Raw genomic sequence first — 20471 nt, 5'->3', positions numbered from 1 at the left:
CCGGCTCATCCGGGCTGCGCGCCTGGATGCGGGACTTCGACGGCGCCCGCGGCGAGAGGCCCAGCGCCGATTGATGCCGTTGGCACTGATCCTGAGAGGAGGCATCCATGGCGCTGGACTTCCACGCCGAGTCCAATGCCGGCACCTATGCGTCGCGCGGCGCTGATCCCGGGTGGGTGAGCGCCGTTGCAGGCATGATCGACCTGCGAGGGCTGCGTGTGGTGGATCTCGGCTGCGGCGGTGGCATCTACAGCACCGCGATGGCCCAGATGGGGGCGTTGGTCACCGGCGTCGACTTCTCGGCGCAGATGGTCACTGATGCGCGCGAGCGCGCACAATCTCTTGGTTTCGGCGATGTGCGATTCGTGCAGGGCGACGCGGAGCGCACAGGACTGGAGGCGGGCGCGGCCGACGTCGTCCTCATGCGGGCCCTCATCCACCACGTCCCCTCACGTCCCGCCGTGCTTGCCGAGGCGCGTCGCCTGCTCACCGAGCGTGGGACGGTGCTCATCCAGGACCGGACGATGGCAGACGTTTTTGCACCGCCGTCGGCTGAGCACTTCCGCGGCTGGTTCTTCGAGATCTTCCCCCGTCTCATCGACATCGAGGCGAGGCGGCGCCCCGATGCCGAGGAGGTGGACCTGGCGCTGCGGAAGGCGGGGTTCTCCAGCATCAGCCACTCCTCGCTTCCCGAGGTGCGCCGGACCTACGACGGCATCAATGAGCTTCGATCCGATCTGCTCTCCCGCACCGGGCGCTCCATCCTCCACGAGCTTGATGACGGGGAGCTGGCGTTCCTGGTGGACGGGATCTGCGAGCGCATCGCTCGCAGCACGCCTGCGGATCAGACAATCCGCGAGGTGGACTACTGGACCCTGTGGCGGGCGCGCGCCGACCGCCACGGGGCCGAGGATGCGGGGGCTGCCGCCCACCGTCCCAGGTGAGCCGGTGGGCGGGAGTCCCGGGCCTCAGGCGTGGCCGTCAGCGGCGCCGGTGCCCGGTTGGACCGTCCACGACGGCGGCTCGTCCCGGCCGGCCTCCTCGTCGGCCTCGGCCTGCGCGGCCGTGGCTTGGACGATGCCCTGGGCGTGGTGGACGGGGGCGTAGACCGTGTAGAGGCGCAGGGGCTCCTCGCCGGTGTTGATGATGTCGTGCCAGGTGCCGGCGGGGACCTGGATGGACCAGCCGTCGGAGACCTCCTGGGTGAAATTGAGGTCGTCCTGGCTCGGCCCCATGACGTAGCGCCCCTGGCCGGCATCGATGCGCAGGAACTGGTCGGTCTCGGGGTGGGTCTCCAGGCCGATGGACTCGCCCACCGGGATGGACATGAGGGTGACCTGTAGGTACTTCCCGGTCCAGGCCACGGTCCGGTAGGTGGTGTTCTCCGTGGTTGCGGTCTCGATATCGAAGGCGTTGGGCTTCGGTCCGTTGTCGGCGATGGCCATGGGTGCTCCTTCACCGTGCAGATATGGTCCCGGCGCCGTCTGGCATGACGGGCCTGGCAGCCTCCGTGTGGCGACGACGCACGAGCAGTCGTCCTGGGCCCGGCGTCTCATGTCGAAGGGCTGCTGCCGGGCACGCCGGGCGCAGGGAGTCTACTGGCGGATGGGAGCCCGCACCAGCAGGCCGGGCTGGGGCAGGCGCTCCGCTCCCCCAACCTGCTCTCGCCCTCCTGCCCCGGGTCGGTGGCCCCCATGGCAGGTGCCGGGCCGGTTCGCCTGGCGCCAGTGGTCGTGCCCGCATAGGCTCGTGGCATGGCCCGGATTCTCATCATTGGCATGTTGGGGACAGGGACGTCGACTCTGCTGGAGGGGCTTCTGAGCACTCCGTCGAGGTGCTGCACTGCTCAGGGACCGCAGAGCGTCGACCAGGATCTGAGGAGATGAGACACGATGATGCCCGAGGCCGAGTTGGAGCGCCGGATCCTGGAGCTTCGTGGGACGTCCCTGGATATCGGCGGCATTCACGCCTTCCTGCGGGAGACTGCCGAACTGCTGGGATCGCCGCCGGTGTACGTGACCGGTCCGGGGGTGAGGTTCTACTGGCAGGCGGATGAGCGCCTCATCGAGCTCTCGCCGCACATCTGGCATGACGACGGAAAAGCGACTATTCAGATGTGTGCATTCGATAGTGAAGGCAGCGTCGTGAACGACTGGTACCTCACCTTCAAGTATGCTGAGGACCCTGGCGAGCTGCCCTACATCTGGTATCGGACTCTCACCGATCTTCCCCCCGAGGAGAACTACTGGCAGGAGTGCTGGCAGGGTTTCATGACATCCACCTGGGAGCAGTTCGAGAGCGGTTTCCCGGATATCGTCGGCAAGTTGGCTGATGATGTCGCCCTGACCCCTGCGGAATGACGGGGTGAGGGCCCGAGCCTGACCTGGAGGTTGGGCGGGCACTCGCCGTGGGATTCGGTGACATTCACGGCCGACGCCACGGGAACCGACATTGTCGTGGATGGCTATGGCCGGCTGCGCACTCGCCTCCCCCGCGGTGCGTGGGTGCGGGGCCAGAACGACCGGGCCACGTTGACCGGGCTCATGGCGGGGCTGGCGCGCCCTGGCGCTCCGGCCCTCGTCACGGATCTGAGGAGCGTGGAGGCCACCGGCATAGAGCTGCTCGTCTCCATGCCCGCAGACCCCGTGAATGCCACTGATGGTCATTGGGATCTGACCTCCTACGGCTACGATGGCGATGGAGATGATTCGCTGGTCGGATGCTCGTGGGAGGAGTACGTGCGCGCAACGGACCCTCCTGAGCTGCCGCAGTTCTTCGGGAAGAGGAAGGACGCACCGTTGGATGTCCGCCTTGATATAGGGCAGACAGTGGATCTGGTGGAGGCGATTGCCTCCAGCGATGATGCGCAGGGCGTACTACTGCACTTCGGTGCCGTAGCGGCTCCAAGTGATTCGGAGAGCCTGCTGTTCGTCTCCCCACGGGGCTGGAGCGCTACAGTGACGCCAGCCCAGTCTCTTTTCGATCGGCGCGTGAGGGTCATGCCGTGCGCCCGCCCTGAGGGCAGGTTCTTCGATAGAGAGGAGTCATTGGCTCATGCGCTCGCCCTGGCCGCGGAGCTGGAGAGGAGGCACGGCTGCCCGGTCAAGCGCTGCACCGGGAGCCATGGATACATCTTGCCCGTGTTCAACGTCCTGAGCCAGGGCGTGGAGTTGAGAATGCTGCTGGACATCACCCTGGATATTTTGAGATACCACCTGATGGCATGATCGCGCGGGCAGCAGAGCACTGGCAGCACCAACGCCTCCTCCGCACCAGCCACAGATCCCTCCGGTGGGCAGTGGGTGGAGTCATTGGATGCTCCCAACGCGCCGGATCCGAGCTGCTGCTACCTGCTGACCTCCGACGTCGGCTACGGGCGCCCGTCTTTTGATCAGGGCCTGCGCCCCAGCGTCGTCGTCAATGAGGCCCAGGCGGACGCCTCCCTGGCATGGGCCCGGGCCGCCGAGCGGGATCAAATATCGCGCCCTTCTCCCGAAAAATCGTTTCTAATGTCAAAAAGAAACTTCAGAATCTCTCCAGGGATCGGACCAGTCGCAACATTGGCCGGCAACAGACTGTTAGAGTCATGCTTAATTTTATCACAAAAAACCCTCACCTGCTCTTCGCTTGCCGCATTTCTCCAGCAATTAGAAGATAGGATAGAGGAGCGTGACTCTTCGTCTAATTCACCCCAATACTGTTTCAGTATCCCCCTATACCACTTCAGGCTGTCAATGAATTCAGGTCTTCCTCTTAGTATTCGCTGCTTAGGTACAATCAGCCGCACACCGGACACTGGGCGCGCACCGGTAGGGTGGAAAATCCTGTACAAGACAAATCCCTTTACTGCGACACTCCATCCACATTTTTGAAGCAATCTAATATCCCACTGTAGTGGCGCCGCTACGCCCGCAGAGAGATAGCCAACTCTGACTCCTTGGAAATCTACTGCAATCGCCAGCGGATCATAAGGATTATCCGGTTCCGGATTTAAATCCAGCACAACCCATTCTCCAACATGTTTTTCTAGCTGACGGAGGTCATTGAACACAAATCCACGCACATGCGTAATAAATATATCTCGATCACGGAAAAGCATTCCTTGCTGCTCAAGCGCTCTGCGGTAATCACTTGCGTCAACAAGAGATAATCGATTGCATTGGGGGCTTGGTAAAGTCCGTTTGAAATACCCTGGTCGCGACTCATAGGACTGTTGAAGACGGAGATACTCGCGCATTCTCTGATTGGAGATCGCCCCCTCGCATCCTTGACCAATAGAGTAATTTGGATCAATCATGACCACATTGGCTCTTTTAATCGCGGTCGCCGCCAGGGAGCTAGGCAACGAAACTCCAGATTGAAAGTTCCGGGAGCAGGTCCAGTTAAAGCACGTGCATACCACACGGGGTTGGGTGAGAACCCCTCTCTCTCCGCCCTTAATACTGTCAATCCAAGTTCCCATTCAGGACGGAAAATGGTGTCACTGATCGATCCTCCGAGCCATACCGACTCAAGGTTGCGAGATTCACTACCGCCATGCTCTTCAAAGTATCTATATCCAGTCGCATCTTCAGAATGCTCTTCATCATAGATAACTTCAATATGTTCATTACCATCGAAAATATTCAGCTCTCCGACATACTTCAAAGAGAAACGAGTCGCCCACAATCTGTCGTCATAAGTGGTACCCTCAAGAGATATCCTGATCTCCTCTGGGAGAGAAACGTCTAACGCCCACCATTCATTTGTTCCTCCCCACTCATTGGGATCTCTACCTAGCGCAGACGCCATAAAAGAAACCATTTCATCCGGACTAGGCCCAGATGCTTGTTTGACATTATCATATGCAAATGGCGCTATCCTGGAACGTTCACCGTCATTGAGCTCAACAACATGTTCAACCACGTCGAACGTCAGGATTGTATGAGAAATAGTAGGCATCGCCTTGAAATCCTTTCAATCGCGACTTACTTATAGAGATAGCTGAAACGCGCAAAAGTCTTATTAGCAAACCGCATATCACTAAGAGACACCCTGGTTGCCTGGCGAGAGAATCGCAAAATCCTCACACTCGAGATCGCAGTAAGGCACTCCTATGAGTGCGTCGATAATTGATTATATAGTGCTTCGTTGCTGGGATAGGGTTAGACCCCAATCATGAGAACTGCTTACCGCCCGCCACGAAAACCTCGACACGGCTAACGCTACCTTCTCCTATCCTGCCGGCTACTTTCCTAACTCTGAAGATGGGGCCGACAACAACGAGTAACACCTAGAGGCCTAGCAGCGGTGATTGAGTGTGCCGTGAGGCCTGTTGTCTTTGAAGGCCCGTCTTGCAAAGCCCGCTGCGCGCAGAAGCAAGCTCCTGGGATAGTTGTGGTCGCCAACTCTCCAGAAACGCAGAAAACCGCTGAAAATCAGCGGCTTCCAGTCGGGCTGGCGGGATTTGAACCCACGACCCCTTGACCCCCAGTCAAGTGCGCTACCAAACTGCGCCACAGCCCGTGCCCGTCCGGCCCGCTGGGCCGCTCGGAACGAGTAGAACCCTAGCCCATGAGGGCGCCGGTCCTGAAATCCCTGGGAGGTGACCCCAGTCACCCCACTGGCGCTGTGTCCTCCTGCATGTGCTCCTGCGCGCCTTGCGGGCGCCGTCGTCGCACCGCGGATGGCATCACTGCGCCAGCCAGGCCTTCATGCCGCCCTCGACGTTGAGCAGCTCCCCCGCGTAGCCGGCGGCTTCCAGGGCCTCGACGGCCCGGGCTGAGCGCACGCCGCCGGCACAGATGACGGCCACCGGCTGGGAGGAGTCGAGCTCCCCGGCCCGCTCCAGCACCTGCCCCAGCGGGATGCTCACCGAGCCCTCGATGGCGGCCTCGGCCACCTCGTGCGGCTCGCGCACGTCGAGGACCGTCAGATCCTCCCCCGCCTCCAGGCGCTTACGCAGATCCTCAGCGCTGATCTCCCTCATGGCATCCTCCTCAAGGATTCACGCGTCATTGTGGCCAGGATAGCCGGTCGGCCCCGGGGGCGTACCGGGCATCGGTCGCCCTTCGTCCAGCTCCCGGAGGTAGCACAGCATCCGGGACCCGGTGCCGGGCACGGTGCTGGCGAAGCCGTGCCGCTCGTAGAACCGGCGCGCATCGGTGTCGATCTCATCGACGTTGATGCGCATCTCGATGGCGTCGCGCGCCCGCACCCGCTCCAGGGCCGCGGTGATGAGGGCACTGCCGACGCCTTGCCCGCGCAGCCCGGGGACGACGTAGAGCTCCTCCAACTCGGCCAGGGGCCCCTGGCCATAGGGCGTGGGCCGCAGCGTCAGGTAGGCCATCCCCACGGCCTCATCCCCGTAGTCGGCCAGCAGGACCAGGACATCCCCTCGGCCCAGGAGCTCGCCGAAGCGGGCGGCGAAGTCCTGGGCCGAGGGCGTGGGCGTGTCGAACTCGGTGTTGAAGTCGTGCAGCAGCTGCCCCACGGTCGGGGCGTCCGCCGCCGTCGCCTGGCACACACCCGCGCCCGGCACGTCCGACGTCATGCCTGCGGGCCTCAGCGGCGCAGGCCCCGGTAGCGGGTGATAAGCCCGCGGGTGGAGGCGTCCTGGGCCTCCAATGCGGCGGCGTCGCCCTGGACGGCGGGGGCGATCTCCAGGGCGAGCTTCTTGCCCAGCTCCACCCCCCACTGGTCGAAGGAGTCGATGCCCCACACGATGCCCTGGGTGAAGGTGATGTGCTCGTACAGGGCGATGAGCTGGCCGACCACCGAGGGGGTCAGGGCCGGGGCGAGGATCGAGGTGGTCGGCCTGTTGCCCGCGAAGACGCGCGCCGGGACGATCTCCTCGGGCGTGCCCTCGGCACGCACCTCCTCGGCGGTCTTGCCGAAGGCCAGGGCCGCGGTCTGGGCCAGGTAGTTGGACAGGAACAGCTCGTGGACGTCCACTCCCCCGTCCTTGGTGGGATGCGCGGGGTTGGCCACGGCGATGAAGTCGGCGGGGATGAGCTGGGTGCCCTGGTGGATGAGCTGGTAGAAGGCGTGCTGGCCGTTGGTGCCCGGCTCGCCCCAGAAGATCTCACCGGTCTCGGTGGTCACCGGGGAGCCGTCCCAGCGCACGGACTTGCCGTTGGACTCCATGGTCAGCTGCTGGAGGTAGGCGGCGAAGCGGTGCAGGTACTGGGCGTAGGGCAGGACCGCGTGGGAGGCGGCCTTGAAGAAGTTGACGTACCAGACGTTGAGCAGGCCCATGAGCATGGGCACGTTCTCGGCCGGCGCCTTGGTGGCGAAGTGCTCATCAACGGCGTGGAAGCCGCCCAGGAACTCCTTGAAGTGCTCCGGGCCGATGGCCACGGCCAGCACGGTGCCCACGGCGGAGTCCACGGAGTAGCGCCCGCCCACCCAGTTCCAGAAGCCGAAGGCGTTATCGGGGTCGATGCCGAACTCGGCGACCTTGTCCAGGGCGGTGGACACGGCCACGAAGTGCTTGGCGATGGCGCCCTCGGTGGGCAGGCCCCGCTCCTCGAGGGCCGCGAGGAACCAGTCGCGGGCCATGCGGGCGTTGGTGAGGGTCTCCAGGGTGGTGAAGGTCTTGGAGGCGATGATGAACAGGGTGGTCTCGGGGTCGAGGTCCTTGACCTTCTCGGCGCAGTCGGCCGGGTCGATGTTGGAGATGAAGCGGCACTCCAGGCCGGGCTTCACATAGGGCTTGAGGGCCTCGTAGACCATGACCGGCCCCAGGTCGGAGCCGCCGATGCCGATGTTGACCACCGTCTCGATGGGCTTGCCGGTGATGCCGGTCCACTCCCCCGAGCGCACGCGGTCGGCGAAGGCGTAGATCTTGTCCAGGACCTCATGGACGTCGGCGACAACGTCCTGACCGTCGACCACCAGCGTGTCGGTGGCGGGACGGCGCAGGGCCGTGTGCAGGACGGCCCGGTCCTCGGTGATGTTGATGTGCTCCCCGGCGTACATGGCGTCACGGCGGGCGGGCAGGTCCACGGCCTCGGCGAGCTCGGCCAGGGCGCTAAGGACGTCGTCGGTCAGGAGGTTCTTGGACAGGTCGACGTAGAGGTCGGCGAGCTCGTAGGAGAAGCGCTCGGCGCGCTGGGGGTCCTCGGCGAACCACGCGCGCAGGTCGGGCTCCATGGCCTCGTGCAGCTCGGTCAGGCGCTTCCAGGCGGGCGTGGTGGTGGGGTCAACAGGTGTCTGCATAGGCCCAGCCTAGCCGCTCGCCCTTGCCGGCCGCCTGGGACCTGAGCTCCGGGGCCCGGCCTTCGGGAGCGCGAGCCGCGAGAAGAACCGGGCCGGGCACCCGGGTGTCCGAATCCCCGACAAAGGCGCCCACCAGCACCGCACGGCCCAGCAGGATCCGCAGAAACATGCGGATCACCGCTGGCGCCTCATGCTGAAGCGCGCCCTTTGCCAGCGATCCGGACACCTCCAGGCGCGTCACAGTCAGCCGCAACTCCTCACGCAACCGATAGCAGCAGGCCGCAACACTGAGGCACTGTGATGTCCTACACGGCCCGAGGGTCGATGCACCTCAATAAAAAGTCCAATAATAGCATCGATAGATGATAGATGATTGACAGGGATACATATGCTCAAGATTGGTGGAACTTATGAACAACGCCCGAGCGACGGGAGGGGTCCAGGCGCCTGGCCGCTGTTCTTTGTTATTCTTGTCTGGGTAGTGCTGGCACTGCTCTTGTTCACCGTGCTGGGCTGGCTGTGGGGCACCGGCGGGTACTTGTCGTGGGGCCGATGGCTGACGAACTGGAAAGACGTCAGTGACGGTGCGACGACATCGTTAGACCTGGTCAAGGTGTCGTTGACAACGATCGGTGGCATCGGTGGGGTCGGCTATCTCGTCATCAAGTACCGGGAGCGGGCGAGCGCCGAGCGTGCCGAGGTTGCCGCTGAACGGGAGCAGGCCGAGCAGAAACTGCTCAGCGCGGTACAGCAGTTGGGGAGCGAGTCTCCTCAGGTGAGGATCGCGGGCGTGTACTCCCTGACTGATGTCGCAGACACCTACCGGGGCGACTATCGCCAGCGTGTCGTTGACATCCTCTGCGGTTACCTGCGGACCAAGCGCGGAGAGTGGACACCCACTGAGGACGTCAAGGATGGTGATGGTTCATTGAGCCCCACGAGGGTCTATGTGAGCGATGATGGCGCCGTTGAGTCGACAATCCTTAATGTCATGGCTCGCCACCTCCGCAAGCGTCGCGATGCCACCAAGTCCCACCCAAAGGGAGTAGTGCAGGAAGTCCGAGACGAGCAGTTGTGGTGCGACTGCTCTATCGACCTCCACGAAGTGGTCCTTACTGAACGGCCAAACTTCGGGGGTACAACATTCACCCAAGAGGTGAACTTCAGGGGCGCGACATTCACCAGGTACACTGACTTTCGGGAAGTGAAATTCACCCAGGATGTCAACTTCCTGCGCACCATCTTCGCTAAGAACGCAGACTTCCGGGACTCCATCTTCCTTCAAAACGCCAACTTCCAGGCGGCGACATTCCATTGGGACGCCAACTTTAAACGCACGGCATTTACTCGGGAAGCCGATTTTCTACGCGCAACCTTCAAGAGATGCGCCTACTTCCATGAAGCTACCTTTAAAGGATACGCCAACTTCCATGAAGTGAAGTTCATTCAGAATGCCGGCTTTAGGCTAGCGACCTTCACGAAGGGCGCCACCTTCCAGAAAGCACGTTTCGTTCGGAAGGCCGAATTTCGACAAACGACATTCGTACAGAAAGTGAAATTCCAGCACACAACCTTTAACTCTGCTTGTAGATCAGTTTACGGTAAGGGAAGTTTTCCAGAATCAGTGCCTTTAATTTCCGGCCTTCCGCATGGCGCCCGATGGGAGCATTTCGATGAGGACGGCAATATTCTGAGCTTGGTCGCGGAGGACTCTCCCGACACGGCTGCCGAGGACAACGAACCTGACGGCGGGGATCCCATAGTGCAGTAGCCGCTCGCCCTTGCCGGGCGCCTGGGACCTGGGCCTGGGCTCCCGGGGGCCTGGACTGGGAGAGGCACCGAGACAGGGGCGGGGCGCCCGGATGTCTGGATCGATGACGACGGCGCCCACCAGCCCCGCACGGCCCAGCAGGATCCGCAGAAACAAGCGGATCTCACCGAGCACTCCGCACTGCCCGTTTGCTATCGATCTGGACACCTCCAACCCAAGCACCGCCACCCATCCGCTCACGCACCCGGAGCCTGCTCCCGGCGGTAGCGGCTCGGGGAACAGCCCAGCACCACCCGGAAGTCAGCAGCCAGATGCGCCTGATCGGCGTACCCCAGATCCACCGCTACCCGCGCCACACTCAGGCCCGGATCCTCCCGCAACCGCAGCGCCGCCTCCTGCAACCGATAGCGGCGAATGACCGCCAAAGGCGGCAGCCCAACCCACCTGGCGGCCAGGCGCTGCACGCCTCGCACCGACACCCCCATGCGCTCGGCGACCTGCTCCACCCGCACCACCTCACGGGTCGAGGAAATGTGCCCCACCATCGCATTGGCCGCGAGCCCCTCCGCATCCAGCGGCAGCACCTCCTCGACCATCCAGTCCGCCAAGGCCCGCACGGCCGCCAAGCGCCCCGCCTCCCGGTGCCCATCCTCGGCCTGCCCCGCCGCGTCGCCCCCGCCCATGGCGGCGATGACAGCGCCGTGCAGCTCCGGGGCATCGACCTCCACCGACGTGTCGCGCAGCGCGCCGGGCTGCGCATGCAGGCGGCCCAGCCCTGCCGGCCGCAGGAGCGCCCCCACTGCCCAGCTCCGCCCCTCCAGCACCCGCACCGACACCCCCGTGGTCGGCCCGTACAGGCGCACCCCCTCAGGCTCGACCACGAGGTTGGCGGCAGGAAACGGCAGCACCTCCTGGCGCGAGCTCACCCCTGGCGGGAGATCCCAGGACGGCACCCAGAACCAGCGGACCGCCTCCGACAACTCGGGCGGCACCGGCTCCCGGTGGAAGTCGGGCAGCCTGTCGGGGTACAGCACCCCGCGGCCATCCGCCTCCACCCCGACCCTCCCGGGAGCCTCGCCTGCCTGCGCCCCACTGCCCAAGCCCTCGCCCACAGCACCCCTCCCCTGCTCATCCAGCTGTCGCGAATCTTCAAGACAGGCCCCGAGCGGGCCCCTAGCGTCACGGGCATGGAATCACAGACCAGGTCGAATGACACCTACCAGCACTCCACCCAGGCCCCCTCCCCGCATGGGATCTCGGGCGCCCACACCACCGGCGGCATCCCCCACGGATTCACCAGCCTCACTCCCTTCCTGGCCATCGAGGGGGCCGGGCAGGCAGTCGACTTCTACCGCGATGCCCTGGGGGCACGAGTCGTGGATACCACCGAGATCAACGGCATTGTCGTCCATGCCGAGCTGGACTTCGGCAACGGTCGGCTGCAGATCGGCGAGCCGACCCCCGACTACGGGCTCACCCCGCCTCCCGCCGGCGGAGCGGCCTGCTACTCCATCGGCCTGTACTGCCCGGATGTCGATGAGCTTCTCGCCCGGGCAATGCGGGCCGGGGCCACCGTGCGCGAGGAGGCGACCACCTTCGTCTCAGGCGACCGCTACGCCTCCATCAACGACCCCTTCGGCGTGCGCTGGACGATCATGACCCGCGTGGAGGACCTCTCCGAGGCCGAGAGCGCCCGCCGAGTCGCCACCTGGGCGGCCCAGGCCAGCAGCGCCCAGGACGCCGGCGCGCCCGCCTGAGTGGACCGACCGGACCATACCCCGGTCGCCCAGAATCTCCGGCCGCATAAGACCTCGGCCACCGGACCGGGCGGGTTGGGCCCCTCAGACCGGCGCCTGTCCCACCGGGCCCTCGTGGCAGACGACCTCAAGGTTGTGCCCGTCGGGGTCGAGGACGAAGGCGCCGTAATAGCCGGGGTGATACCAGGGCCGCTCACCGGGCCCGCCGTTGTCGCTCCCACCCGCGGCCAGGGCGGCGGCATGGAAGGCCTCGACCTGCTCCGTACTGCCCGCGGTCAGCGCGAGGTGGACAGGCTGAGGGTCCTCCCCCGGCACCAGCCAGAGGTCGGCCATCGGACCACCCCCATCAGTGGGAGCACCCAGGCCCACCACCGGCCCGTGCTCCACCAAAACCCGATAGCCCAGCGGTGCCAGCGCCCGCTCATAGAAGACCCTGGAGGACGGGACATCACTGACCATGAGCGAGATGTGATCAATCATGCCACCACCATAGCGCACGTGACGCAGATAACAATCCAGCTCGACAGCGCCTGATGCGACCCGTTTCCTTCTCACCCCACGCCAACGGCATCCAGAATGCGAGTGCGGGGTGCAGAATGCGATGACCCCGCACGCGCATTCTGCACCCCGCACTCGCATATCGCTGAGGTCGTCGGGGCCCCTGGCCCTCAGCGGCGCTTGCGCTTCTCGCGCACGCGCACCCCGATCTGGATGGGCGAGCCCACGAAGCCGAACTCCTCGCGCAGCCGGCGCTCGATGAAGCGCCGGTACCCGGCGTCCAGGAAGCCCGTGGTGAAGATGACGATGCGCGGCGGGGCCACCTGCGCCTGCGTGGCGAAGAGGATCCGCGGCTGCTTGCCCCCGCGCACCGGGTGGGGGGTGGCCGACTGGAGCTCGCCGAGGAAGCCGTTGAGCCTGCCCGTGGGCACGCGCGTGGTCCAGCCCTCCAGCGCCGCATCCAGGGCGCGCACGAGCCGGTTGGTGTGCCAGCCGGTACGCGCCGCCAGGTTGATATGCGGCGCCCAGGACACATGGGCCAGGTCGTGCTCGGTCTCCCAGGCGAGCATCTTCTGGCGCTCCTCATCCACCAGGTCCCACTTGTTGTTGACCAGCACCAGTGCCCGTCCGGCATCGACGACCTGCTGGATGACACGCACATCCTGCTCGCTGATGGGCTCGGAGGCATCCAGCAGCACCACGGCCACCTCGGCCTTCTCGATCGCGCCCTGGGTGCGCAGCACGGCGTAGTAGTCGGCCCCCCGGGTCTGGCGGATGCGGCGCCGGATCCCGGCGGTGTCCACGAAGACCCACCGGCGCCCATCGAGCTCGATGATCTCGTCCACCGGATCCCGGGTGGTGCCGGCAGTCTCGTTGACCACCACGCGCTCGGCGCCGGCGATGGAGTTGAGCAGGGAGGACTTGCCCACATTGGGGCGGCCCACCAGGGCCACGCGGTGCAGGCCGTCATCCTTCCTGGGCCCGGCCACGGCGGAGACCTCGGGCAGGATCTCCATGACGGCGTCGAGGACCTCCCCGCTGCCGCGCCCGTGCAGGGCCGAGACCGGGTAGGGCTCGCCCAGCCCCAGGTTCCACAGGGCGGCGGCGTCGCCCTCCTGGGCCGGGGAGTCGACCTTGTTGGCGGCCAGCACCACGGGCTTGCCGCTGCGCCGCAGCATGGAGACCACGCGCGCGTCGGTCTCGGTGATCCCCACCTGGGCGTCGACCACCAGCAGGACGGCGTCGGCCATCTCCACGGCCACCTCGGCCTGCGTGGCCACGGAGGCCTCCAGGCCGCGCACGTCGACCTCCCACCCGCCGGTGTCCACGATGGTGAAGTGGCGCCCCGCCCACTCCGCGGGGTAGGACACGCGGTCGCGGGTCACCCCGGGGGTGTCCTGGACGACGGCGACCCGCCGTCCCAGCACGCGGTTGACCAGGGTGGACTTGCCCACGTTGGGGCGCCCGACGACGGCCAGGACCGGCAGCCCGAACTCGGCGGCCTCGGGGGCCGTCGCGGGCCCCTCCTGCCCCAGGAGGGCCAGGTCCTCCTCCTCCAGCTCGTAGTCCTCCAGGCCGGCGCGCATGGCCTGGGCCCGCAGCTCGGCCTCATCATCCTGGGCGGCCGCGGCGTCGGCCGCCTCCTCCACCAGGTCCAGCACCCGGCTGATGGACTGCTCCAGGGTGAGGTCGGAGGTGTCCACCAGGGTCACGCCCTCAGGGGCGGTGAGGAACTGGGAGACGGTGGCGTCGTCGCGGTCGCGGCGCAGGACCTGGTCGCGCAGGTCGGCGGCCTCCACCGCCTTGCCGGCGGCGTCCAGCTCGGCGGCCCGGCGGGCCAGGCGGGCCTCCTCGGTGGCGGTGACCAGCAGGCGCGCCTCGGCCTCGGGGGCCACCACGGTGGTGATGTCACGGCCCTCGGCGACGATCCCGGCGCCCTGGGAGAAGGAGGCGGCCCCCCCGCGGCGCTCGGTGTCGATGATCTCGCGCTGGAGGCGGGCCAACTCGGCGCGCACCTCCAGGTTCGTGGCCACGGTGGACACGACGGCGGCCACATGCGGCTCGCGGATGGCGGCCGAGATGTCCTGGCCCGCGCAGGTGAAGGTGGGGCCCTCGGGGTCGAGGCCGACCTCCAGGGGCATGGCCCCCACCGCGCGGACCACGGCCGTGGCGTCGGCCAGGTCGATGCCCTCGTGCTCGCACCACCAGGCGGCGGCCCGGTACATGGCGCCGGTGTCGAGATAGGCCAGTCCCAGCTCGGCGGCCACGGCCCGTGAGACCGTGGACTTCCCCGAGCCGCTCGGCCCGTCGATCGCGACGACGATTCCCATGGTGTCCTCCAGGCGGTGCAGGTGGGTGCGGGTGAGCACGGATGGCGGTCAAGAACTGGGCCAAGCGTCCCACATCCGCGGGCCCTGCTGACGATGCGGCCCCCATGAGCACCAACACAGGCCGGCTCAGCCCCGGCCCGCTGCCCCCCTCAGGCCCGTACGACCCGCCAGCCCCGGGCGTCCAGCTCCTCCTCCAGGCGCTGCGCGGCGGCCGGCAGCACGCAGACCTGGGCGATGCCCGCGCTCTGGCCGGCGGAGTGCTCCAGGGAGAAGTCCTCGATATTGACCCCCGCCTCGCCGATGTCGGAGAAGAGCCGCCCCAGCTGGCCCGCCGAGTCGGGCACGAGCACCTGGATCTCGGCATACCGGCGCGGGGCACCACCGTGCTTGCCCGGGATCCGGGCCCGGCCCGCATTGCCCCGCACCATGACATCGGTGATCGCCCCCACCGCCCCGGGGGCGATGAGCGGCGCCTGCCCGGGCCCGCCCGGCTCCCCCGTCAGGCCCGGCTCCCCGGGGTCGACGGCGGACTCGATGCCCGCCAGCAGTCCGGCCAGGTCATCGCTGAGCCGGCGCAGCAGATCGACGACGGCGGGGGCATTGCCCACGATGATGGCCGACCACAGGCGCGCATCGGAGGCGGCGATGCGGGTGACGTCGCGCAGCCCCTGGCCCGAGAGCGCCAGGGCGCTCTCCCCCAGCGACTCCAGGCGGGCCGCCACCAGCGAGGCCACCAGCTGGGGCATGTGGGAGACCGCCGCCACCGCGGCATCATGCTCGGCCGCACCCATGCGCACCGGCGTGGCCCCCACATCCACCGCCAGATTCCGGACCACCAGCTCCGCATGGGGATCCGCCCCCTGCCCCACAATCACCCAGGGGCGTCCGGCGAACAGGTCGGAGTCGGCGGCCGCCGCCCCCGAGCGCTCCCGCCCGGCCATCGGGTGGCTGCCCACATAGCGGCCGGCCCCCGGCCCCGCGGCGGCGCGCACCTGGGCGGCCACCCGCTCCTTGACCGAGGCGACATCCGTGACCACCGCCCCCGGATGGGCGGCGAGCTCACGGACCACCACCTGGGCGGCGACATCCGGTGGCGTGGCCACCACGACGATCTGCGGCTCGGGGTCGCCCTCGGCCCGGGGCCGACCCGCGCCCATGTCACGGGCCAGGGCCAGGGAGGTCGGCGAGGTGTCGGAGAGCTGGACCTCGACGCCGGCATTGGCCAGGGCCAGGGCCAGGGAGGTGCCCAGCAGGCCGGTGCCCACCACGAGCACGGGGCCGCGCGTGGAAGCCGGCACCTCCTGTGCCGTCGAGGCCCCTGTGCCGCCAGGGCTCCCAGCGTCGCTGGTGCTGCCGGTGCTCACAGCCCCACCTCATCCTGAAGATCCATCATCTCCTGGGCGCTCAGCGCCCGCATCTGCCCGGGGGCCAGGCCGCCCAGCCGCAGCGGCCCCAGCCGAGTGCGCGAGAGGCGCATGACGGGGTGGCCCACGGCGTCGAGCATGCGCCGCACAATCCGGTTGCGCCCCGAGTGCAGGGTGATCTCCACGATGGAGCCGGCCGGCCCGGAGTCCTTGATGACGACGCGGTCCGCCTGGATGGGCCCGTCCTCCAGCTCGATGCCCCGCCGCAGCTTGCGGGGGACCCAGGCCTCGACCTGCCCCTGGACGATGGCCACATAGGTCTTGGCGATCTCGAAGCTGGGGTGCATGAGCCGGTGGGACAGATCCCCGTCATTGGACAGCAGGAGCAGGCCCTCGGTCTCCGTGTCCAGGCGCCCCACATGCACCAGGCGGGCCTGCGCGGGCAGCTCGGGGTGGTCGGCCAGATAGCGCTGGGCGTACTGGGCGACAGTGGGCCGCCCGCCCGGGTCATCCATGGTGGTGACCACCCCGGCCGGCTTGTGCAGGAGCACCGTGATGAGGCCGGGGTCGGCCACGATGCGCCGGCCATCCACCCGGATCTCCTGGACAGCGGGGTCCACGCGCAGCCCCGGCTCCCACACGGTGACCCCGGCCACGCTCACCCGGCCCGCGGTGATGAGCTGCTCGCTGGCCCGCCGGGAGGCCACGCCGGCGTGGGCCAGGACCTTCTGCAGGCGCTGGCCGCCCTCGACATGCGGGTCCTGCTCCCCGCCCCGGGCCCCGCGCCCGCGCTCCTCAAGGGCCCGGGCCTCCTCGTCCTCCCCCATGGCCTCGGCGTCGAAGGCGGCCAGGATCTCGGCGTCGGCCTGCTCGTCCAGGTCGTCGAGGTCCTCGATATCGTCCTCGTCGTAGAACTCCTCGGCCCCAAGGTCGCCCTGCGGGACGGCCTGCCGGCGATGGTCCCGGTGGCCGCGGGGGCGCTTCGGGCCCCTGGCCCTGGTGGTGCTCATCTCATGCTCCTATCAGTCATCTCCTCGGCGATATCCGCCAGCGACTCCGCCCCCGGCAGGTAGGGGGCCAGCGGCGGCAGCTCCTCCAGGGAGTCGATCCCCAGGTACTCCAGGAACTCGGCCGTCGTACGGTAGAGGATCGCACCGGAGGGCTCGGCCCCGGTCTCCTCGATGAGCCCCCGGGCGTGCAGGGTGCGCACCACCCCGTCGACATTGACCCCGCGGATCGCCGCCACCCGCCCCCGGGTCACGGGCTGGCGGTAGGCGATGACCGCCAGGGTCTCCAGAGCCGCCTGAGACAGGCGCGCAGTGGCACCGCCGACGACGAAGGCCTCCACCAGGTCGCTGTGCCGGGGGGCCGAGGCCAGGCGCCAGCCCCCGGCGGCCCGCCGCAGCACGAAGCCGCGGGGCCGTGACCCGGCGGACTCCCCCCGGTACTCGGCGGCCAGGTCCTCCAGGAGGGCGTGGGCCGCTCCCTCCTCCAGGCCGAGGGCCTGGGCGATGGCCGCCGTGGTCACGGGATCGTCTGCCACCACGAGGATCGCCTCGGCGGCGCTGCGCAGCTCAGGGGTGCCGACGGCGGGAGCAGCGCCATCAGGGCGGCTCGGGCTGTGAGGGTCACTCGTGCTGCGGGGCTCCGGCGGGGCTCCCGGCTCGCTGGGGGGTGACGGGCTCATGCGAACTCCTCCTCGACGTCGCCCACCATGATGCCGCTGAGGTCCGCGCTCGGGGCGCACCACCGCACCGTGATCTCACCCATGGCCTCGTCCTGCTCCAGGTCGGCCGCGCCCTGGCGGTGCAGGATGAGCAGGGCCAGGAAGCGGGCGACGACGACGGCGGTGCGACCGGCGTCGTCGATGAGCTCGGAGAAGGTCAGTGGCCCGCCGGCCCGCAGGCGCGAGGCGATGAGGCTGATCTGCTCGCCCACGGGCACGCTCTCGTGCAGGTGGACGGTCTGGACGCCGGGGTCGCCCGGGCGGGTGAGAGCCACCACGGCCAGGCGGGCCAGGTCCTGGGGGCTGATGGTGGCCACCAGCCTGGGCAGGAGGGCGGCCAGGTGCGGCTCCAGGCGCACGACGCGAGGGTGGGAGCGCGAGGCCCGCAGTGCCCGGTCCTGGAAGGCGGCCGCGGCCTCCTTGTAGGCGCGGTACTGCAGGAGCCTGGCGAAGAGCAGGTCGCGGGCCTCCAGCAGCTCCAGGTCCGGGTCCTCCTCATCCTCCTCATGCGGCAGGAGCCGGTGGGCCTTGAGGGCCAGGAGCGTGGAGGCCACCACCAGGAACTCACTGGCCCGCCCCAGGTCCCAGTCGGCCCGCATGTGGGCGATGAAGTCGTCGGTGACCTCGGCCAGGGCCAGCTCGGTGATGTTGAGGCGCTTGCGCGCGATGAGGGTCAGGAGCAGGTCGAAGGGGCCCTCGAACTGGGGCAGGGCCACGGAGAACCCGGCGACCCGCGCAGGTCCTGCCTCCTGGGCGGGAGCGGAGGCCTGGGGACTCAGTGCGACCGGCGCCGCCGGTGCGGCCAGCACGGCCGGTGCAGCCGTGGGGTCGGCCTCGGGTGCGGTGGGCTGCTCAGGCGACATCTCCGCGCGCGATGATCTCCCGCGCCAGGCGCCGGTAGGCCAGGGCGCCGGGGTGGGAGGGCGCGTAGCTGGTGATGGGCTCGCTGGCCACCGAGGCGTCCGGGAACTTGATCGTGCGCCGGATCTGGGTGTCGAAGAGCTGCTCGCCGAAGGCCTGCTCCAGGCGCTCGAGCACCTCGCGCGAGTGCAGGGTACGGGTGTCCACCATGGTCGCCAGGATGCCGTCGATCTGGAGGCTGGCGTTGAGGCGGTCCTTGACGCGCTCGACGGTCTCCACCAGGAGCGCCACACCGCGCAGGGCGAAGAACTCGGTCTCCAGGGGGATGATGACGCCGTGGGAGGCGGTCAGGGCGTTGATGGTCAGCAGCCCCAGGGAGGGCTGGCAGTCCACGAGGATGACGTCGTAATCATCCAGCACCGGGCGCAGGACCCGCTTGAGGGCCTGCTCGCGGGCCACCTCGTTGACCAGCTGGACCTCAGCGGCCGACAGGTCGATATTGGCCGGCACGATGTCCAGCCCGGGGGCCGTGGTCTGGTGGATGACGGTGCGGATATCGGGCCGGGCGGCCACCAGCAGGTCGTAGATGGTGGAGTCCAGCTCGTGGGCGTTGATGCCCAGGCCTGCCGAGGCCGCGCCCTGGGGGTCGAAGTCCACGATGAGGACCCTGCGGCCGTACTCGGCCAGGGCCGCGCCCAGGTTGATGGTGGTCGTGGTCTTGCCCACCCCGCCCTTCTGGTTGCACATCGATATGACCCTGGCGGGCCCGTGGGACTCCAGCGGTGCGGGGACGGGGAAGACCCTCTCCTCGTCCTCGACGGAGGAGGTCGGGTCGATCAGGCCGGGCTGGATGGAGTCGTTCACGCCAACCAGCCTAACCGAAACGTGAACGACATCGCTTATCCCCGCCCGGCAGGAGTCGTGGAGAAGGCTATCCCCGCTCTGGGAGCCCCACGGGGCTCAGCCCAGGGCGCGGGGGTGGCTGGTGGCGTAGACCTCCCGCAGGTGGTCGACGGTCACCCGGGTGTAGATCTGGGTGGTGGTCACCGAGGCGTGTCCGAGCATCTCCTGGACCACGCGCACATCCGCACCGCCGGCCAGCAGGTGGGTGGCGAAGGAGTGGCGCAGCGTGTGCGGGGAGATGCGCCGCTCGCCCGCCTCCGCCTCCCGGCCGGGGCCCCCCTCCTTCGCGCTCAGGCCGGAGCGCTGCGCCGCGGCCTGGAGCACGGCCCAGGCGCTCTGGCGGCTCAGCGGACGGCCCAGGGTGTTGAGGAAGACCTCGGGCACTCCCCTGCCCCGGCTGGCCAGGGCTGGGCGGCCGCGGACCAGGTAGGCCTCCAGGGCCTCCCAGGCGAAGGAGCCCATGGGCACGATCCGCTCCTTTCGGCCCTTGCCCAGGAGCCGGAGCACCCCGGAGTCGGGGTCCAGGTCGTCGACGACCAGCCCGACCGCCTCGGAGATCCGGGCGCCGGTGGCGTAGAGGACCTCCAGGAGCGCGCGGTCGCGAAGGCTGACCGGCGAGTCGTCGATCCCTGCGGCCTTCAGCAGCGCCCGGACCTCCTCGATGCTCAGCGCCTTGGGCAGGCGCCGGCCCGCCTGGGGCGGGTGGACGGTGGCCGAGGGGTCCTCCTGGGCCAGGCCCTCCTCAGCGAGGAACCTGTGCCAGCCACGCACCGCGGTGACGGCCCGCGAGGCCGAGGAGGGTGCCAGGGGCCGCCCCGCGTCGGCGCCGGTGCGCAGGGCCTCGAGGAATCCGGCCACCTCGGAGCGCCCCACCTGCTGGGGCCCGCTCATGCCCAGGCCCCGGAGGTAGGCGGTGTAGCGCAGCAGGTCGCGCTCATAGGCGGCCAGGGTGTTGGGGCTCAGGCCCCGCTCCACCCGCAGGTGCGCAAGATACCCGCGCAGTGCGCGCTCCAGGGCGTCACCGCGCGGGTCCCGGTGCTCAGGCACGGCCAGTATGCCGCC

Annotated in this window: 21 protein-coding genes and 1 tRNA gene; 5 read left to right on the top strand and 17 right to left on the bottom strand. The window is 67.9% G+C overall.

The features are described from left to right. The first annotated feature begins 107 nt into the window (after nt 1-107). Nucleotides 108-944: a class I SAM-dependent methyltransferase gene (locus MANAM107_RS12480; protein ID WP_223909257.1), complete on the top strand. Its 837-nt coding sequence runs from the start codon at nt 108-110 to the stop codon at nt 942-944. Between the two features lie 24 nt (nt 945-968). Here MANAM107_RS12480 and MANAM107_RS12475 read toward each other — a convergent pair whose 3' ends face one another. Continuing rightward, nucleotides 969-1445 (bottom strand): cupin domain-containing protein, encoded by a 477-nt coding sequence (locus MANAM107_RS12475; RefSeq protein WP_223909254.1) that lies wholly within the window; start codon nt 1443-1445, stop codon nt 969-971. Between the two features lie 447 nt (nt 1446-1892). On the opposite strand from MANAM107_RS12475, the gene MANAM107_RS12470 reads away from it, so the two are divergent. Next, nucleotides 1893-2360 carry a hypothetical protein gene (locus MANAM107_RS12470; RefSeq protein WP_223909251.1) on the top strand — a complete coding sequence of 156 codons (468 nt, stop codon included), beginning with the start codon at nt 1893-1895 and terminating at the stop codon, nt 2358-2360. Between the two features lie 237 nt (nt 2361-2597). Beyond that, nucleotides 2598-3227, top strand: a complete 630-nt coding sequence (locus tag MANAM107_RS12465; protein ID WP_223909246.1) for a hypothetical protein — start codon at nt 2598-2600, stop codon at nt 3225-3227. A gap of 245 nt (nt 3228-3472) precedes the next feature. On the opposite strand, the gene MANAM107_RS12460 is transcribed toward MANAM107_RS12465, so the two are convergent. The 7 genes from MANAM107_RS12460 to MANAM107_RS12430 all read right to left on the bottom strand — a co-directional run bounded on the left by MANAM107_RS12460 (nt 3473) and on the right by MANAM107_RS12430 (nt 8440). Next, on the bottom strand, nt 3473-4297 hold the full coding sequence (locus tag MANAM107_RS12460) for an HIRAN domain-containing protein (protein WP_223909242.1): 825 nt from the start codon (nt 4295-4297) through the stop codon (nt 3473-3475). After that, a complete protein-coding gene (locus MANAM107_RS12455; protein WP_223909237.1) occupies nt 4294-4941 on the bottom strand; it encodes a hypothetical protein in 648 nt (215 codons plus the stop codon). Before MANAM107_RS12455 ends, MANAM107_RS12460 begins: the two co-directional genes overlap by 4 nt. Before the next feature lie 490 nt (nt 4942-5431). After that, nucleotides 5432-5505, bottom strand: a tRNA-Pro gene (locus tag MANAM107_RS12450). Nucleotides 5506-5671: 166 nt separating this feature from the next. Then, on the bottom strand, nt 5672-5968 hold the full coding sequence (locus MANAM107_RS12445) for a rhodanese-like domain-containing protein (RefSeq protein WP_179900855.1): 297 nt from the start codon (nt 5966-5968) through the stop codon (nt 5672-5674). Nucleotides 5969-5986: 18 nt separating this feature from the next. Continuing rightward, nucleotides 5987-6532, bottom strand: coding sequence for a GNAT family N-acetyltransferase (locus tag MANAM107_RS12440; protein ID WP_223909234.1), 546 nt, complete (start codon nt 6530-6532; stop codon nt 5987-5989). Between the two features lie 11 nt (nt 6533-6543). Beyond that, nucleotides 6544-8199 (bottom strand): glucose-6-phosphate isomerase, encoded by a 1656-nt coding sequence (gene pgi / locus MANAM107_RS12435; protein ID WP_223909229.1) that lies wholly within the window; start codon nt 8197-8199, stop codon nt 6544-6546. After that, nucleotides 8183-8440, bottom strand: a complete 258-nt coding sequence (locus MANAM107_RS12430) for a hypothetical protein (protein ID WP_223909226.1) — start codon at nt 8438-8440, stop codon at nt 8183-8185. Before MANAM107_RS12430 ends, pgi begins: the two co-directional genes overlap by 17 nt. Before the next feature lie 147 nt (nt 8441-8587). On the opposite strand from MANAM107_RS12430, the gene MANAM107_RS12425 reads away from it, so the two are divergent. Next, complete coding sequence (locus MANAM107_RS12425) at nt 8588-9970, top strand: pentapeptide repeat-containing protein (RefSeq protein WP_223909223.1); 1383 nt, start codon at nt 8588-8590, stop codon at nt 9968-9970. A 236-nt stretch (nt 9971-10206) separates the two neighbouring features. Here MANAM107_RS12425 and MANAM107_RS12420 read toward each other — a convergent pair whose 3' ends face one another. Beyond that, entirely contained in the window at nt 10207-11004 is a 798-nt protein-coding gene (locus MANAM107_RS12420; protein WP_223909220.1) for an AraC family transcriptional regulator, read from the bottom strand. A 153-nt stretch (nt 11005-11157) separates the two neighbouring features. Here MANAM107_RS12420 and MANAM107_RS12415 point away from each other — a divergent pair, with 153 nt between their 5' ends. After that, a complete protein-coding gene (locus MANAM107_RS12415; protein ID WP_223909217.1) occupies nt 11158-11727 on the top strand; it encodes a VOC family protein in 570 nt (189 codons plus the stop codon). Between the two features lie 84 nt (nt 11728-11811). Here MANAM107_RS12415 and MANAM107_RS12410 read toward each other — a convergent pair whose 3' ends face one another. The 8 genes from MANAM107_RS12410 to MANAM107_RS12375 form a co-directional block, all read right to left on the bottom strand. After that, nucleotides 11812-12207 (bottom strand): VOC family protein, encoded by a 396-nt coding sequence (locus MANAM107_RS12410; protein ID WP_223909216.1) that lies wholly within the window; start codon nt 12205-12207, stop codon nt 11812-11814. A gap of 188 nt (nt 12208-12395) precedes the next feature. After that, on the bottom strand, nt 12396-14555 hold the full coding sequence (der, locus tag MANAM107_RS12405) for a bifunctional cytidylate kinase/GTPase Der (protein WP_223913183.1): 2160 nt from the start codon (nt 14553-14555) through the stop codon (nt 12396-12398). Between the two features lie 149 nt (nt 14556-14704). Continuing rightward, nucleotides 14705-15853, bottom strand: a complete 1149-nt coding sequence (locus MANAM107_RS12400) for a prephenate dehydrogenase (protein WP_223913180.1) — start codon at nt 15851-15853, stop codon at nt 14705-14707. Between the two features lie 62 nt (nt 15854-15915). After that, a complete protein-coding gene (locus MANAM107_RS12395) occupies nt 15916-16929 on the bottom strand; it encodes a pseudouridine synthase (protein ID WP_223909212.1) in 1014 nt (337 codons plus the stop codon). After that, nucleotides 16926-17606, bottom strand: coding sequence for an SMC-Scp complex subunit ScpB (scpB, locus tag MANAM107_RS12390; RefSeq protein ID WP_223909208.1), 681 nt, complete (start codon nt 17604-17606; stop codon nt 16926-16928). Before scpB ends, MANAM107_RS12395 begins: the two co-directional genes overlap by 4 nt. Continuing rightward, on the bottom strand, nt 17603-18424 hold the full coding sequence (locus MANAM107_RS12385) for a segregation and condensation protein A (protein WP_373314105.1): 822 nt from the start codon (nt 18422-18424) through the stop codon (nt 17603-17605). Before MANAM107_RS12385 ends, scpB begins: the two co-directional genes overlap by 4 nt. 73 nt (nt 18425-18497) lie before the next feature. Next, nucleotides 18498-19370 carry a ParA family protein gene (locus tag MANAM107_RS12380; protein WP_223909203.1) on the bottom strand — a complete coding sequence of 291 codons (873 nt, stop codon included), beginning with the start codon at nt 19368-19370 and terminating at the stop codon, nt 18498-18500. A gap of 96 nt (nt 19371-19466) precedes the next feature. Next, entirely contained in the window at nt 19467-20411 is a 945-nt protein-coding gene (locus MANAM107_RS12375) for a site-specific tyrosine recombinase XerD (protein ID WP_223913177.1), read from the bottom strand. Between the last annotated feature and the right edge of the window lie 60 nt (nt 20412-20471).

The sequence above is a fragment of the Actinomyces capricornis genome, assembly GCF_019974135.1.
GTDB classification, from domain to species: Bacteria; Actinomycetota; Actinomycetes; order Actinomycetales; family Actinomycetaceae; genus Actinomyces; species Actinomyces capricornis.
This window is presented reverse-complemented; position numbering and strand designations above follow the sequence as displayed.